We start from the raw sequence: 14,316 nt of genomic DNA, 5'->3' as shown, positions 1-14,316 counted from the left end.
TGCGTGCCGTCCCAAATTTATGCTTAGTGATTAACCTGATCCAACCAGCCGTATTTATCTTCTGTTTCGCCGGTGAAGAGGCCAAAGAACGCTTGCTGAATACGTTTAGTGACCGGGCCACAGCGGCCTTCGCCCACCTGGATACCGTCTACGCTGCGCACCGGCGTGATTTCAGCCGCCGTTCCGGACATAAAGACTTCATCCGCCAGATAGAGGGATTCGCGGGACAGCACCTGCTCGCGCACTTCGATACCCAGACCTTTCGCCAGCTTGATGATGGCGTCGCGGGTTATGCCCGGCAGCGCGGACGAGGTGAACGGCGGCGTAAACAGGATGCCGTCTTTCACTTCAAACAGGTTTTCGCCCGCACCTTCAGAGATGTAGCCATTTACGTCCAGAGCGATACCTTCCTGATAGCCGTGACGGCGCGCTTCGCTACCGACCAGCAGTGAAGAGAGGTAGTTACCGCCTGCTTTCGCGGCGGTCGGGATAGTGTTTGGCGCCACGCGGTTCCAGGAAGAGACCATTGCGTCGATCCCCTGCTCCAGGGCTTCTGCACCCAGGTAGGCACCCCATGGGAACGCGGCAATGATCACATCGGTGGTATAGCCGGCTGGCGGGTTCACGCCCATACCGACGTCGCCCACGAACACCAGCGGACGAATATAGGCGCTGGTCAGGTTGTTCTTGCGGATCACATCGCGGCAGGCTTCCATCAGCTCGTCGACGCTTTGAGAAACCGGGAAACGATAAATTTTGGCTGAGTCATGCAGACGCTGCATATGTTCGCGATGGCGGAACACCACTGGCCCTTTGTGAGAATCGTAGCAGCGGATGCCTTCAAATACGGAGGTACCGTAGTGCAGCGCGTGGGACATAACGTGGACCTTCGCGTCCTCCCAGCGAACCATCTCACCGTTGAACCAAATGTAATCAGCTTTTTTTGTCGTCATTTTTTCGTCCTGTCACGCTTAAGCGCGGATTTGTTGTGATGTGGTTGTGCTCTGGCAGATGGCAACATGGGCAACGTCTACCAGCTTTGATAATTGACTAAACAGTAAGTCGACCGACCGCGGGCTGGCAACGGTTAATTCGATACTGATGTTTTGGGCGTCTGTGGCCGTTTCCATATTCATAGAGCAAATCTGAAAACCACGATGACGCACCACGCGCAAAACGCGCTCTAAGGTTTCCGGGTTGAAGCGAGCCTGTACGGCGACCTGATGCTGCATCATGATAATTTCTCCATCATTTGTGAGTTACTGGCACCAGGCGGTACCAACGGCCAGACGTTCTCGAGTTCGTCGATTGAGACATGAAGCAGGTAAGGCCCGTCGCTGTTCAGCAGGGTGTCGAGCGCCGCTTCAACCTGATCTTTACGGGTGATGTGCTGGCCAGGGATGCCAAAGGCGCTGGCCAGGGTGAGGAAATCGGGGTTATCGGTGAGCGTCGTTTCGCTGTAGCGCTCCTGGAAGAAGAGCTGTTGCCACTGGCGAACCATTCCTAAACGCTGGTTGTCGAGCAAGACGATTTTCAGCGGCAACTGCTTACGCTTAACGGTGCCGAGCTCCTGAACGTTCATCATGAAGGAGCCGTCACCGGAGATACAGATAACGGTATCGTTAGGGCGGGCAACCTGCGCGCCAACGGCTGCTGGCAGACCGAAGCCCATCGTCCCTAACCCGCTGGAGGTGATGAAATTTTCCGGGCGGGTGTAGGTCATGTGCTGCGCGGACCACATCTGGTGCTGGCCTACGTCGGTCGTGACAACGCTGTCAGCCGGCTTACGGTCGGACAACTGCTTCAACAGCAGCGGCGCGTAGATGGCCTCGCCGGGATGGTCGTAACGCCAGGCGTGCTCGGCACGCATGTCTGCGGTGTGCTGACGCCATGCGTTGATATCCAGCGGCTGCTGCAATGCCGGTAACAGCGCGTTGAGATCGCCCTGCAGCGCAACGTGCGCCTGACGCAGCTTGTTCATCTCCGCCGGGTCGATATCCATATGGATGACTTTGGCGTTCGGCGCAAAAGTATTCAGCTTGCCGGTGACGCGGTCGTCAAAACGAGCCCCTACGGCGATGAGCAGATCGCACTCCTGCACCGCCAGGTTTGCCGCTTTGGTGCCGTGCATCCCCAGCATGCCCAGATAGTATGGGTAATCCGCGTCGACAGCACCGAGACCTTTCAGCGTGCAGGTCGCTGGCATCTGCGTTGTTGCGATAAATTCGCGCAGGGCTGGAACGGCCTGCGCCATGCCTACGCCACCGCCGACGTACAGCATCGGCTGTTTCGCCTGCACCAGCATCTGACGGGCCTCTTCCACTTCCGCATCCGGAAACGCATCGTCGCTTTCAACGGTAGAGAAGTGCGGCTCCAGATCGCCGAGTGCCACCTGGATATCTTTCGGGATATCCACCAGAACCGGACCAGGACGACCAGAGCTTGCCACTTCGAACGCTTCTGCCATTACGCGCGGCAGCTCTTCCAGAGACTGGACGAGGAAGCTGTGTTTGGTGCATGCCAGCGATAAACCGAGGACGTCGACTTCCTGGAAAGCATCGGTACCGATAAACGGAGACGCCACCTGCCCGGTGATGGCGACAACGGGAACGGAATCCAGCAGCGCGTCAGCCAGGCCGGTGATGAGGTTAGTTGCACCCGGGCCTGAAGTCGCCATACACACGCCGGTTTTACCGGTCGCTCGGGCATAGCCAATGGCTGCCATCGCTGCGCCCTGCTCGTGTCGGCACAAGAGATGTTCCACGCCGCCGTCATACAGTGCATCGTAAATCGGCATAATTGCGCCACCCGGATAACCGAATACTGTTTCGACTCCCTGTGCGCGCAACGCATGTACTACCCACTGTGCCCCATTCATAGTTAGTTCTCCGTCATAAATCGGGATAAACAGAATTTTGTGCTAGTCGTCATTCTCTGCTCCTCATTTACGTTTTTTAGTCATAAAAAAACCCCCGGACCTTTCGGTGCGGGGGTCTTAGTTCGTTAAGGCTTGATTTCTAAGCCTTTCCTCGTCCAAGTGCAGCCCCGCACGGTGGGATAATAATCACCACCACGCTAATCACGACCAGGCTAATCACTCGTAGAAGGGCTGTCATTTTCAGTTCTTTCTGCATCTTGTTCGAAGGAATACCTAAAGAGTTATCACAGAATTCAAAACAAACACAAGATTTATTTATGGCTCATTTGATTAGCCAGCAAATCATATTTCTTAAAATCGTTGTTTTATATGAGGAAAATAGAAAATGAATATTTTTCATTTTTTACTGCGGTTTTAAGCGTCAAAACGGGGCTTTTTATATTCTGCGAGGAGGCTTCCACGGTTATGCAATGGTTTCAGTGTGCGCTTAAAATCTCTGAACAGGCGGCGTAAATCAGCAAAATAACGCTAAACAGACAAAACAGGCGCTGGCATAGTCACACCAGGAGGTAGTGCAAATGTCACTGTCAGTTGTTTTTACGCGTGCGGCTCTCGGGGTAAAGGCACCGCTTATTTCCGTCGAGGTTCATTTGAGTAATGGACTCCCCTATTAGGCGACAATAACTCAGTCCGGTTAGCGCTGATTATTCTGGCCGATTTTGTAATCTGAGCACCATGTTCATGATCCCACAGGAAATGGCGTGACGCTCAATACTCATCAGGTCAGTTATTACATGACTCAGCGTAAAAAAGGTGTAACCCAGCATATCTCGGCCATGAAGGCCGGTATCTCTGTTCGCTCAGGTCGCAGGATCGAAAAAGATCAGTGGTCTAAAACCGGTAATCGTCACTGGCGGACACGTAAAGATCCGCTTGAGGCCGTCTGGGACAGCGAGCTTGTTCCCCTGTTGAAGGAAAGACCTGCTCTGATGCCCACGACCCTGCTGGAAATGCTGCAGGATAAATATCCCGGTCAGTACCCCAGCAGCCTTCGCAGGACGATGCAACGGCGGGTGCGCGAGTGGAAGCTGCAGTATGGTGCCGAGCAGGAAGTGATGTTCCGGCAACTTCATCAGCCTGGCCTGCGCGGCCTGTCGGACTTTACCGAGCTGAAAGGTGTAGTTGTCACCATCGGTGGCAAGTTATTGACGCATAAGCTGTATCACTTCCGCCTGGAGTGGAGCCACTGGAGCTGGATGCGGGTTGTACTGGGTGGTGAGAGCTTCTCTGCCCTGGCTGAAGGCCTGCAGGAAGCCCTCGGGCAACTGGGTGGCGTACCAACAGAGCATAAAACGGACAGCCTGCGGGCAGCATGGAAACACCAGGGTGAAGACGGTCGCCGCGAGCTGACTGAGCGCTATGCTGCCCTCTGCCAGCACTACGGTATGCAGGGCGTGCACAATAACGCCGGTCGTGGCCACGAAAATGGTTCAGTTGAAAGCGCCCACGGGCATCTGAAAAGACGGATCCGCCAGGCGCTGATGCTTAGGGGCAGTAACGACTTCAGCACCGTGGAAGAATACCAGGCCTTCATCACTCAGCAGGTCATGCGCCACAACCGCAACAACCAGGATCTGGTGAAAGAAGAGCGCCCCCATCTGAAACCACTGCCGCTGCGTCGCAGCGCCGACTATGACGAACTGACGGTGAGGGTCAGTAGCAGCAGTACCATCAACGTCAGGCACGTCGTCTACAGCGTCCCTTCCAGACTTGTCGGTCAGCTGTTACGCGTCCGCTTGTGGGATGATCGCCTGAGCTGTTACGTGGGTAGCAGTGAAGTGATGAGCTGCGCCCGCGTCAGGCCAGAAAAAGGGAAAACCCGGGCCAGGTGCATCGACTTCCGGCATGTGATCGACAGTCTGGCGAAAAAGCCTGGTGCGTTCTGCCATGCCACGCTGAGAAATGACATCCTGCCGGACGATGAATGGCGAAAACTGTGGCGTCGCCTGTGCAATCATCTGGAGCCAGAGATGGCTGGTCGCCTGATGGTACACGCCCTGAAACTGGCGGCGGGCTATGACGATATCTCGATCGTGGCACGGGGGATGGAACAGATGCTGAATACCCCGGGTGAGCTGGATCTGCACCGCCTGATGCGGTTCCTGGGGATAAAGGAAAAGGAGCTGCCGACAGTCAGTGTGGTTCAGCACAACCTGAGTAGTTATGAACAGCTGTTGCGCGGCAAAGGAGGTCTGCAGTGAGCAATATCCACCACCTTGAGCGTAGTCTGCGCAAACTGCGTCTGACCCGCGTCAGCGCTGAATGGCATGCGCTGGAGAAACGGGCTCTGGCAGAGGGCTGGACCCCGTCACGCTATCTGCTGACGCTGTGCAATGAAGAACTCCTGTGGCGCGAGAGCGAAAAACTGCGCCGCTATAAAAAGGAAGCCCGGTTGCCGGTGGCGAAAACGCTGGGTGAGTATGACTTCAGCCAGGTGCCGGAACTGAATAACGCTCAGTTCCGGCAGCTCTGCGAAACGACAGACTGGGTTGATGCCGGAGAAAATGTCCTGTTGTTCGGTGCCAGCGGCCTGGGGAAAAGCCATCTGGCGGCAGCGATCGTGGATGGCGTTGTAGGACTGGGCTACCGGGCCCGGTTCTACAGTGCCGGAGAGCTGCTGCAGGAGCTGCGAAAAGCGCGGACACAACTGAAACTGAACGAGCTTCTGCTGAAACTGGATCGCTACCGGGTGATAGTGATAGACGACCTCGGGTATGTCAAACGCGACAACGCGGAAACGGGTGTGCTGTTCGAGCTGATCGCCCATCGTTATGAGCGCGGCAGTCTGGTCATAACCAGCAATCATCCGTTCAGCACGTGGGGCAGCATCTTCGTGGATGAAACGATGGCGGTGGCGGCAGCGGACAGGCTGATCCATCACGGATATATGTTCGAGCTAAAAGGAGAAAGTTACCGGAAGAAGACATCGAAGGCAGTAACCAGCGTGGCTTAAAACCTCGCTCAATGGATGCGGCCAGAGTAGTTGGCGCCAGTCGGCAAAACTAGTTGACGTCTAATACTCCCCGGACTCACGCTTGTCGGGTTACCTGAAACGACGGTTAAAGAGGCCAGGGATCGCGTTCGCAGCGCAATAATAAATAGCGGTTATACCTTCCCCGCGAAGAAGATCACCATCAACCTTGCGCCCGCCGATCTGCCTAAAGAGGGGGGACGATACGATTTACCTATCGCAATTGCCCTTCTCGCGGCTTCTGAGCAGCTTAATACGACACGGCTAGGCTCGTATGAGTTCGTTGGCGAACTCGCGCTCACAGGCGCGTTAAGAGGGGTTCCCGGTGCGATATCGGGAGCGCTGGAAGCCATACGTGCAGGGCGGCAAATCATTGTCGCCAATGAAAACGCATCTGAAGTGAGTCTTATCGCCGAGAAGGGGTGCCTCATCGCGGGGCATTTACAGGAAGTTTGTGCCTGGCTGGAAGGGCGTCATGAACTGTCCGAGCCGGAGGAGTGTGATGATGTTATAGCGGATGCACCCGAGGATCTCAGCGAGATTATGGGACAGGAGCAAGGGAAACGGGCGCTGGAGATTACGGTCGCAGGTGGACACAATCTTCTGTTAATTGGTCCACCGGGTACGGGTAAAACGATGCTGGCAAGCAGGTTGAGTGGGTTGCTTCCACCGCTCAATAATCATGAAGCGCTGGAAAGCGCCGCCATATATAGCCTTATCAGTTCGACGTCGTTGCAAAAACAGTGGCGCCGTCGTCCTTTTCGTTCTCCGCATCATAGCGCTTCACTGACGGCAATGGTCGGCGGAGGGTCTATCCCCGGGCCGGGAGAGATCTCGCTGGCACACAATGGCATTCTATTTCTTGATGAGCTGCCTGAATTTGAGCGCCGCGTGCTGGATGCACTGAGGGAACCCATTGAATCCGGCGAGATACATATCTCACGTACGCGAGCCAAAATAAGCTATCCCGCACGGTTTCAGCTGGTCGCGGCGATGAATCCCAGCCCGACGGGTCACTACCAGGGCAACCATAACCGCTGTACGCCAGAGCAGACGTTGCGCTATCTGGGTAAATTATCCGGCCCGTTCCTCGACCGTTTCGATTTATCCCTCGAAATACCCCTTCCCCCGCCGGGTCTGCTCAGGCAAACGGGCATGACGGGTGAAAGCTCAGCGGATGTACGCGAGCGGGTGATTGCAGCCCAGACGCGGCAGTACGCTCGTCAGAACAGGCTGAATGCACGGCTGGATAATGCCGGGATCCGGCAGTTTTGTTCTCTTAACGTTGAGGATGCGGGATGGCTGGAGGAGACGTTGACGCGGTTCGGGCTGTCTATACGCGCGTGGCAGCGTTTGTTGAAAGTGGCCAGAACCATTGCTGACGTGGAGGGATGTACTGACATTGAGAGGAAACATTTGCAGGAGGCGCTGAGCTACCGCGCTATCGATCGTTTACTGCTGCATTTGCAGAAATTGCTGGCATAAAAAAAGGGGCCGTAGCCCCTTCTCTTCATTTTAGTCATCAGACTCGGTGTAGTCTTCTGCACCTTCCATCTGCGGCTTGCCGCCAGACAGCGTATGGAAGCGCTTTGGACGCTTAATGCGCGCCATGTACTTGATCCATACACGTTCCGCTTCAGACTCCGGCTCACGCTCACCACGGCAAACAGAAACAAACTGTTTTTCGTCTTCGGTAGCAGGTTCACGCTTCCCCAGATCCAGCTCGTTAAAGGCATAACCATGGCGCTCAAGCAGTTGAGCTTCTTTGATGGTGAAATCGCCGTGACGAGAGAACCCGCGCGGATAATGTTTATTGTCGAAAAAACGATTAGTCGTCGTAAAGCTTTCCGCCATCCTACACGCTCCTAATTCTTTGGCCGAGCTATTTATGGCGCGGAGTATTAGTTACGCTTGACAGAGTGTAAAACAAAACATTTAAATCATAACGACAAATAATTTTGCGGAGAAAGATGTGGATACGGAATTGCTTAAAACTTTCCTTGAAGTGAGCAGAACACGCCACTTTGGGCGAGCAGCTGAAGCCCTTTACCTGACGCAGTCAGCAGTCAGTTTTCGTATTCGACAGCTGGAAAATCAATTGGGTGTGAATCTTTTTACCCGCCATCGTAACAATATTCGCTTAACGCCTGCCGGCGAGAAACTGCTGCCGTACGCAGAAACGCTGATGAATACCTGGCAGGCGGCACGTAAAGAGGTGGCACATACTTCGAGGCATAATGAGTTCTCGATAGGGGCCAGCGCTTCTCTGTGGGAATGCATGCTAAGTCAGTGGCTTACCAGGCTGTATCATTCACACGGGCACCTACAATTTGAAGCAAGGATTGCACAGCGGCAGTCGCTGGTTAAGCAACTTCATGAGCGCCAGCTTGATCTTCTGATCACTACGGAAGCCCCCAAGATGGACGAATTTAGCAGCCAGATTGTGGGGCAGTTTGGCCTTGCGCTTTATGCCTCTGAGCCTTCGATGATGAAGGCAGACCTGACCTATTTACGCCTGGAATGGGGGCCGGATTTTCAGCAGCACGAGACGGGGTTGATTGCACCTGATGATGTCCCACAGTTAACGACCAGTTCTGCAGAGATCGCCTGTCAGCAGCTGTCCCTGCTGAAAGGTTGTACCTGGTTACCTGTTCGCTGGGCAGACACTAAAGCTGGGCTGCACACCGTGATGGATTCCACCACGCTTACCAGACCGCTGTATGCGATTTGGCTGCAAAACAGTGATAAGCAATCGCAGATAAAAGATCTGCTAAAAATCAATGTAATGGATTGAGACATCAGCCAGCAGAGATGCTGGCTGAAAATTAAGAAGAGCGTTTTCTGCAGCGTTTCAGGCAAAAAAAAATCCTTTGCCGAAGCAAAGGATTCTATATGGCAGGGGCGGAGAGACTCGAACTCGCGACACCCGGTTTTGGAGACCGGTGCTCTACCAACTGAGCTACGCCCCTAAAGTTTTTTGCCATTAAGCCTGCCAGTAAGGCAGGCTTAATGTCTTAATAAGTGGCGGAACGGACGGGACTCGAACCCGCGACCCCCTGCGTGACAGGCAGGTATTCTAACCGACTGAACTACCGCTCCACCGAAGACTGCTTGTAACCACCGGATTTATGCACCGGCTTACTACTTAATTTGATGCCTGGCAGTTCCCTACTCTCACATGGGGAGACCCCACACTACCATCGGCGCTACGGCGTTTCACTTCTGAGTTCGGCATGGGGTCAGGTGGGACCACCGCGCTAAAGCCGCCAGGCAAATTCTGTTAAATCTGTATCAGGCTGAAATTGATTGTCTGTCTCTCGTCGCCGAAACAGCTTCGGCGTTGTAAGGTTAAGCCTCACGGTTCATTAGTATCGGTTAGCTCAACGCATCGCTGCGCTTACACACCCGACCTATCAACGTCGTAGTCTTCAACGTTCCTTCAGGACTCTCAAGGAGTCAGGGAGAACTCATCTCGGGGCAAGTTTCGTGCTTAGATGCTTTCAGCACTTATCTTTTCCGCATTTAGCTACCGGGCAATGCCATTGGCATGACAACCCGAACACCAGTGATGCGTCCACTCCGGTCCTCTCGTACTAGGAGCAGCCCCCCTCAATTCTCCAGCGCCCACGGCAGATAGGGACCGAACTGTCTCACGACGTTCTAAACCCAGCTCGCGTACCACTTTAAATGGCGAACAGCCATACCCTTGGGACCTACTTCAGCCCCAGGATGTGATGAGCCGACATCGAGGTGCCAAACACCGCCGTCGATATGAACTCTTGGGCGGTATCAGCCTGTTATCCCCGGAGTACCTTTTATCCGTTGAGCGATGGCCCTTCCATTCAGAACCACCGGATCACTATGACCTGCTTTCGCACCTGCTCGAGCCGTCACTCTCGCAGTCAAGCTAGCTTATGCCATTGCACTAACCTCCTGATGTCCGACCAGGATTAGCTAACCTTCGTGCTCCTCCGTTACTCTTTGGGAGGAGACCGCCCCAGTCAAACTACCCACCAGACACTGTCCGCAACCCGGATTACGGGTCTACGTTAGAACACCAGCCATTAAAGGGTGGTATTTCAAGGTCGGCTCCACGCAGACTGGCGTCCACGCTTCAAAGCCTCCCACCTATCCTACACATCAAGGACCAGTGTTCAGTGTCAAGCTATAGTAAAGGTTCACGGGGTCTTTCCGTCTTGCCGCGGGTACACTGCATCTTCACAGCGAGTTCAATTTCACTGAGTCTCGGGTGGAGACAGCCTGGCCATCATTACGCCATTCGTGCAGGTCGGAACTTACCCGACAAGGAATTTCGCTACCTTAGGACCGTTATAGTTACGGCCGCCGTTTACCGGGGCTTCGATCAAGAGCTTCGCGTTGCCGCTAACCCCATCAATTAACCTTCCGGCACCGGGCAGGCGTCACACCGTATACGTCCACTTTCGTGTTTGCACAGTGCTGTGTTTTTAATAAACAGTTGCAGCCAGCTGGTATCTTCGACTGATTTCAGCTCCACCCGCAGGGGCTTCACCTACATATCAGCGTGCCTTCTCCCGAAGTTACGGCACCATTTTGCCTAGTTCCTTCACCCGAGTTCTCTCAAGCGCCTTGGTATTCTCTACCTGACCACCTGTGTCGGTTTGGGGTACGATTTCGTGTTACCTGATGCTTAGAGGCTTTTCCTGGAAGCAGGGCATTTGTTACTTCAGCACCGTAGTGCCTCGTCATCACACCTCAGCGTTAAAAGAGTTCCGGATTTACCTAAAACTCCCGCCTACATGCTTAAACCGGGACAACCGTCGCCCGGCTAACATAGCCTTCTCCGTCCCCCCTTCGCAGTAACACCAAGTACAGGAATATTAACCTGTTTCCCATCGACTACGCCTTTCGGCCTCGCCTTAGGGGTCGACTCACCCTGCCCCGATTAACGTTGGACAGGAACCCTTGGTCTTCCGGCGTGCGGGCTTTTCACCCGCATTATCGTTACTTATGTCAGCATTCGCACTTCTGATACCTCCAGCACCCCTCACAGGACACCTTCAACGGCTTACAGAACGCTCCCCTACCCAACAACGCATAAGCGTCGCTGCCGCAGCTTCGGTGCATGGTTTAGCCCCGTTACATCTTCCGCGCAGGCCGACTCGACCAGTGAGCTATTACGCTTTCTTTAAATGATGGCTGCTTCTAAGCCAACATCCTGGCTGTCTGTGCCTTCCCACATCGTTTCCCACTTAACCATGACTTTGGGACCTTAGCTGGCGGTCTGGGTTGTTTCCCTCTTCACGACGGACGTTAGCACCCGCCGTGTGTCTCCCGTGATAACATTCTTCGGTATTCGTAGTTTGCATCGGGTTGGTAAGCCGGGATGGCCCCCTAGCCGAAACAGTGCTCTACCCCCGAAGATGAGTTCACGAGGCGCTACCTAAATAGCTTTCGGGGAGAACCAGCTATCTCCCGGTTTGATTGGCCTTTCACCCCCAGCCACAAGTCATCCGCTAATTTTTCAACATTAGTCGGTTCGGTCCTCCAGTTAGTGTTACCCAACCTTCAACCTGCCCATGGCTAGATCACCGGGTTTCGGGTCTATACCCTGCAACTTAACGCCCAGTTAAGACTCGGTTTCCCTTCGGCTCCCCTATACGGTTAACCTTGCTACAGAATATAAGTCGCTGACCCATTATACAAAAGGTACGCAGTCACACCACGAAGGTGCTCCCACTGCTTGTACGTACACGGTTTCAGGTTCTTTTTCACTCCCCTCGCCGGGGTTCTTTTCGCCTTTCCCTCACGGTACTGGTTCACTATCGGTCAGTCAGGAGTATTTAGCCTTGGAGGATGGTCCCCCCATATTCAGACAGGATACCACGTGTCCCGCCCTACTCTTCGAGTTCACAGCCTGTGTGTTTTCGTGTACGGGACTGTCACCCTGTACCGTGCGACTTTCCAGACGCTTCCACTAACACACAAGCTGATTCAGACTCTGGGCTGCTCCCCGTTCGCTCGCCGCTACTGGGGGAATCTCGGTTGATTTCTTTTCCTCGGGGTACTTAGATGTTTCAGTTCCCCCGGTTCGCCTCGTTAACCTATGTATTCAGTTAACGATAGTGTGACGAATCACACTGGGTTTCCCCATTCGGACATCGCCGGGTCAAAGGTTCATATCACCTCGCCGGCGCTTTTCGCAGATTAGCACGTCCTTCATCGCCTCTGACTGCCAGGGCATCCACCGTGTACGCTTAGTCGCTTAACCTCACAACCCGAAGATGTTTCTTTCGATTCACCATCAAATTGCGAAAATTTGAGAGACTCGAACACATCATTTAAGATGTGTCGTTTCAATTTTCAGCTTGATCCAGATTTTTAAAGAGCAAAACTTCGCAGTGCACCTTTTCAGGTTCACTCTGAAGTTTTCTTGTGTTCGCAGTAAAAGATGGTGGAGCTATGCGGGATCGAACCGCAGACCTCCTGCGTGCAAAGCAGGCGCTCTCCCAGCTGAGCTATAGCCCCATCGTTTTTAATCTCTGTACCGCTCATCCTTTAAAAGGAGTTTGGTAGGCCTGAGTGGACTTGAACCACCGACCTCACCCTTATCAGGGGTGCGCTCTAACCACCTGAGCTACAAGCCTGCAGAGATTTTTACTGCTGTTTTTCATCAGACAATCTGTGTGAGCACTACAAAGGCAGGTTCTTTAAGGTAAGGAGGTGATCCAACCGCAGGTTCCCCTACGGTTACCTTGTTACGACTTCACCCCAGTCATGAATCACAAAGTGGTAAGCGCCCTCCCGAAGGTTAAGCTACCTACTTCTTTTGCAACCCACTCCCATGGTGTGACGGGCGGTGTGTACAAGGCCCGGGAACGTATTCACCGTAGCATTCTGATCTACGATTACTAGCGATTCCGACTTCATGGAGTCGAGTTGCAGACTCCAATCCGGACTACGACGCACTTTATGAGGTCCGCTTGCTCTCGCGAGGTCGCTTCTCTTTGTATGCGCCATTGTAGCACGTGTGTAGCCCTACTCGTAAGGGCCATGATGACTTGACGTCATCCCCACCTTCCTCCAGTTTATCACTGGCAGTCTCCTTTGAGTTCCCGGCCGGACCGCTGGCAACAAAGGATAAGGGTTGCGCTCGTTGCGGGACTTAACCCAACATTTCACAACACGAGCTGACGACAGCCATGCAGCACCTGTCTCAGAGTTCCCGAAGGCACCAATCCATCTCTGGAAAGTTCTCTGGATGTCAAGAGTAGGTAAGGTTCTTCGCGTTGCATCGAATTAAACCACATGCTCCACCGCTTGTGCGGGCCCCCGTCAATTCATTTGAGTTTTAACCTTGCGGCCGTACTCCCCAGGCGGTCGACTTAACGCGTTAGCTCCGGAAGCCACTCCTCAAGGGAACAACCTCCAAGTCGACATCGTTTACGGCGTGGACTACCAGGGTATCTAATCCTGTTTGCTCCCCACGCTTTCGCACCTGAGCGTCAGTCTTTGTCCAGGGGGCCGCCTTCGCCACCGGTATTCCTCCAGATCTCTACGCATTTCACCGCTACACCTGGAATTCTACCCCCCTCTACAAGACTCTAGCCTGCCAGTTTCGAATGCAGTTCCCAGGTTGAGCCCGGGGATTTCACATCCGACTTGACAGACCGCCTGCGTGCGCTTTACGCCCAGTAATTCCGATTAACGCTTGCACCCTCCGTATTACCGCGGCTGCTGGCACGGAGTTAGCCGGTGCTTCTTCTGCGGGTAACGTCAATCGACAAGGTTATTAACCTTATCGCCTTCCTCCCCGCTGAAAGTACTTTACAACCCGAAGGCCTTCTTCATACACGCGGCATGGCTGCATCAGGCTTGCGCCCATTGTGCAATATTCCCCACTGCTGCCTCCCGTAGGAGTCTGGACCGTGTCTCAGTTCCAGTGTGGCTGGTCATCCTCTCAGACCAGCTAGGGATCGTCGCCTAGGTGAGCCGTTACCCCACCTACTAGCTAATCCCATCTGGGCACATCTGATGGCAAGAGGCCCGAAGGTCCCCCTCTTTGGTCTTGCGACGTTATGCGGTATTAGCTACCGTTTCCAGTAGTTATCCCCCTCCATCAGGCAGTTTCCCAGACATTACTCACCCGTCCGCCGCTCGTCACCCAGGAGCAAGCTCCCTGTGCTACCGCTCGACTTGCATGTGTTAGGCCTGCCGCCAGCGTTCAATCTGAGCCATGATCAAACTCTTCAATTTAAGTTTGATGCTCGTGAATTAAACTTCGTAATGAATTACGTATGTTCACTCAGAGACTTGGTATTCATTTTTCGTCTTGCGACGTTAAGAATCCATGTCACTTTGAGTGCCCACACAGATTGTCTGATAAATTGTTAAAGAGCAGTTGCAACGCGGCGTTAAGCTCACCGTT

At 53.8% G+C, this 14,316-nt stretch carries 8 protein-coding genes, 4 tRNA genes, 3 rRNA genes and 2 pseudogenes; 5 read left to right on the top strand and 12 right to left on the bottom strand.

What is annotated here, in order from left to right:
- Positions 1 to 23: 23 nt before the first annotated feature.
- The 4 genes from ilvE to ilvL all read right to left on the bottom strand — a co-directional run bounded on the left by ilvE (position 24) and on the right by ilvL (position 3,116).
- Positions 24 to 953, bottom strand: a complete 930-nt coding sequence (gene ilvE, locus V4835_RS01030) for a branched-chain-amino-acid transaminase (protein ID WP_047652201.1) — start codon at positions 951 to 953, stop codon at positions 24 to 26.
- An 18-nt stretch (positions 954 to 971) separates the two neighbouring features.
- Complete coding sequence (gene ilvM, locus V4835_RS01025) at positions 972 to 1,235, bottom strand: acetolactate synthase 2 small subunit (RefSeq protein WP_006179206.1); 264 nt, start codon at positions 1,233 to 1,235, stop codon at positions 972 to 974.
- Positions 1,232 to 2,878, bottom strand: coding sequence for an acetolactate synthase 2 catalytic subunit (gene ilvG / locus V4835_RS01020; protein WP_331411016.1), 1,647 nt, complete (start codon positions 2,876 to 2,878; stop codon positions 1,232 to 1,234). The genes ilvM and ilvG overlap by 4 nt, the downstream gene beginning before the upstream one ends.
- Before the next feature lie 139 nt (positions 2,879 to 3,017).
- Positions 3,018 to 3,116, bottom strand: a complete 99-nt coding sequence (gene ilvL, locus V4835_RS01015; protein WP_001311244.1) for an ilv operon leader peptide — start codon at positions 3,114 to 3,116, stop codon at positions 3,018 to 3,020.
- Positions 3,117 to 3,456: 340 nt separating this feature from the next.
- Here ilvL and V4835_RS01010 point away from each other — a divergent pair.
- From V4835_RS01010 to V4835_RS00995, 4 genes and pseudogenes are all read left to right on the top strand, one after another.
- Positions 3,457 to 3,546 (top strand): annotated as a pseudogene (locus tag V4835_RS01010) (hypothetical protein); the annotation flags it as partial.
- Positions 3,547 to 3,639: 93 nt separating this feature from the next.
- On the top strand, positions 3,640 to 5,139 hold the full coding sequence (gene istA, locus V4835_RS01005; RefSeq protein ID WP_039817891.1) for an IS21 family transposase: 1,500 nt from the start codon (positions 3,640 to 3,642) through the stop codon (positions 5,137 to 5,139).
- The gene (istB, locus tag V4835_RS01000; RefSeq protein WP_039817893.1) at positions 5,136 to 5,891 is read left to right on the top strand and encodes an IS21-like element ISEc10 family helper ATPase IstB; all 756 of its coding nucleotides are present in this window, start codon (positions 5,136 to 5,138) and stop codon (positions 5,889 to 5,891) included. The genes istA and istB overlap by 4 nt, the downstream gene beginning before the upstream one ends.
- Positions 5,892 to 5,957: 66 nt before the next feature.
- Positions 5,958 to 7,394, top strand: a pseudogene (locus tag V4835_RS00995) (YifB family Mg chelatase-like AAA ATPase); the annotation flags it as partial.
- A 30-nt stretch (positions 7,395 to 7,424) separates the two neighbouring features.
- Here the strand turns inward: V4835_RS00995 and V4835_RS00990 are convergent.
- Positions 7,425 to 7,763, bottom strand: coding sequence for a DUF413 domain-containing protein (locus V4835_RS00990; RefSeq protein WP_023309658.1), 339 nt, complete (start codon positions 7,761 to 7,763; stop codon positions 7,425 to 7,427).
- A 118-nt stretch (positions 7,764 to 7,881) separates the two neighbouring features.
- Between V4835_RS00990 and hdfR the strand changes: the two genes are divergently transcribed.
- Complete coding sequence (gene hdfR, locus V4835_RS00985; RefSeq protein ID WP_029739573.1) at positions 7,882 to 8,703, top strand: HTH-type transcriptional regulator HdfR; 822 nt, start codon at positions 7,882 to 7,884, stop codon at positions 8,701 to 8,703.
- Positions 8,704 to 8,802: 99 nt separating this feature from the next.
- Here the strand turns inward: hdfR and V4835_RS00980 are convergent.
- From V4835_RS00980 to V4835_RS00950, 7 genes are all read right to left on the bottom strand, one after another.
- A tRNA-Trp gene (locus tag V4835_RS00980) sits at positions 8,803 to 8,878 on the bottom strand.
- A gap of 53 nt (positions 8,879 to 8,931) precedes the next feature.
- Positions 8,932 to 9,008 (bottom strand) — tRNA-Asp (locus V4835_RS00975).
- Between the two features lie 56 nt (positions 9,009 to 9,064).
- Positions 9,065 to 9,180, bottom strand: a 5S ribosomal RNA gene (rrf, locus tag V4835_RS00970).
- Positions 9,181 to 9,253: 73 nt separating this feature from the next.
- Positions 9,254 to 12,159 (bottom strand): 23S ribosomal RNA (locus V4835_RS00965).
- 181 nt (positions 12,160 to 12,340) lie between these two features.
- Positions 12,341 to 12,416 (bottom strand) — tRNA-Ala (locus V4835_RS00960).
- Positions 12,417 to 12,458: 42 nt separating this feature from the next.
- A tRNA-Ile gene (locus V4835_RS00955) sits at positions 12,459 to 12,535 on the bottom strand.
- 69 nt (positions 12,536 to 12,604) lie between these two features.
- Positions 12,605 to 14,144: ribosomal RNA gene (locus V4835_RS00950) — 16S ribosomal RNA — on the bottom strand.
- The 16S, 23S and 5S rRNA genes sit together here with 4 tRNA genes alongside, the layout of an rRNA operon.
- Positions 14,145 to 14,316 lie beyond the last annotated feature (172 nt).

The organism is Enterobacter cloacae complex sp. CARB60, from assembly GCF_036487345.1.
GTDB classification, from domain to species: domain Bacteria; phylum Pseudomonadota; class Gammaproteobacteria; order Enterobacterales; family Enterobacteriaceae; genus Enterobacter; species Enterobacter asburiae_D.
The sequence above is the reverse complement of the archived record's forward strand: the minus strand, read 5'-3'. Positions and strand labels throughout refer to the sequence as shown.

What these genes read in the sequence shown, in the direction of transcription:
- ilvG (WP_331411016.1), bottom strand. Translation starts at nt 2,878, where the DNA reads ATGAATGGGGCACAGTGGGTAGTACATGCGTTGCGCGCACAGGGAGTC.
- V4835_RS00990 (WP_023309658.1), bottom strand. Translation starts at nt 7,763, where the DNA reads ATGGCGGAAAGCTTTACGACGACTAATCGTTTTTTCGACAATAAACAT.
- ilvL (WP_001311244.1), bottom strand. Translation starts at nt 3,116, where the DNA reads ATGACAGCCCTTCTACGAGTGATTAGCCTGGTCGTGATTAGCGTGGTG.
- ilvE (WP_047652201.1), bottom strand. Translation starts at nt 953, where the DNA reads ATGACGACAAAAAAAGCTGATTACATTTGGTTCAACGGTGAGATGGTT.
- ilvM (WP_006179206.1), bottom strand. Translation starts at nt 1,235, where the DNA reads ATGATGCAGCATCAGGTCGCCGTACAGGCTCGCTTCAACCCGGAAACC.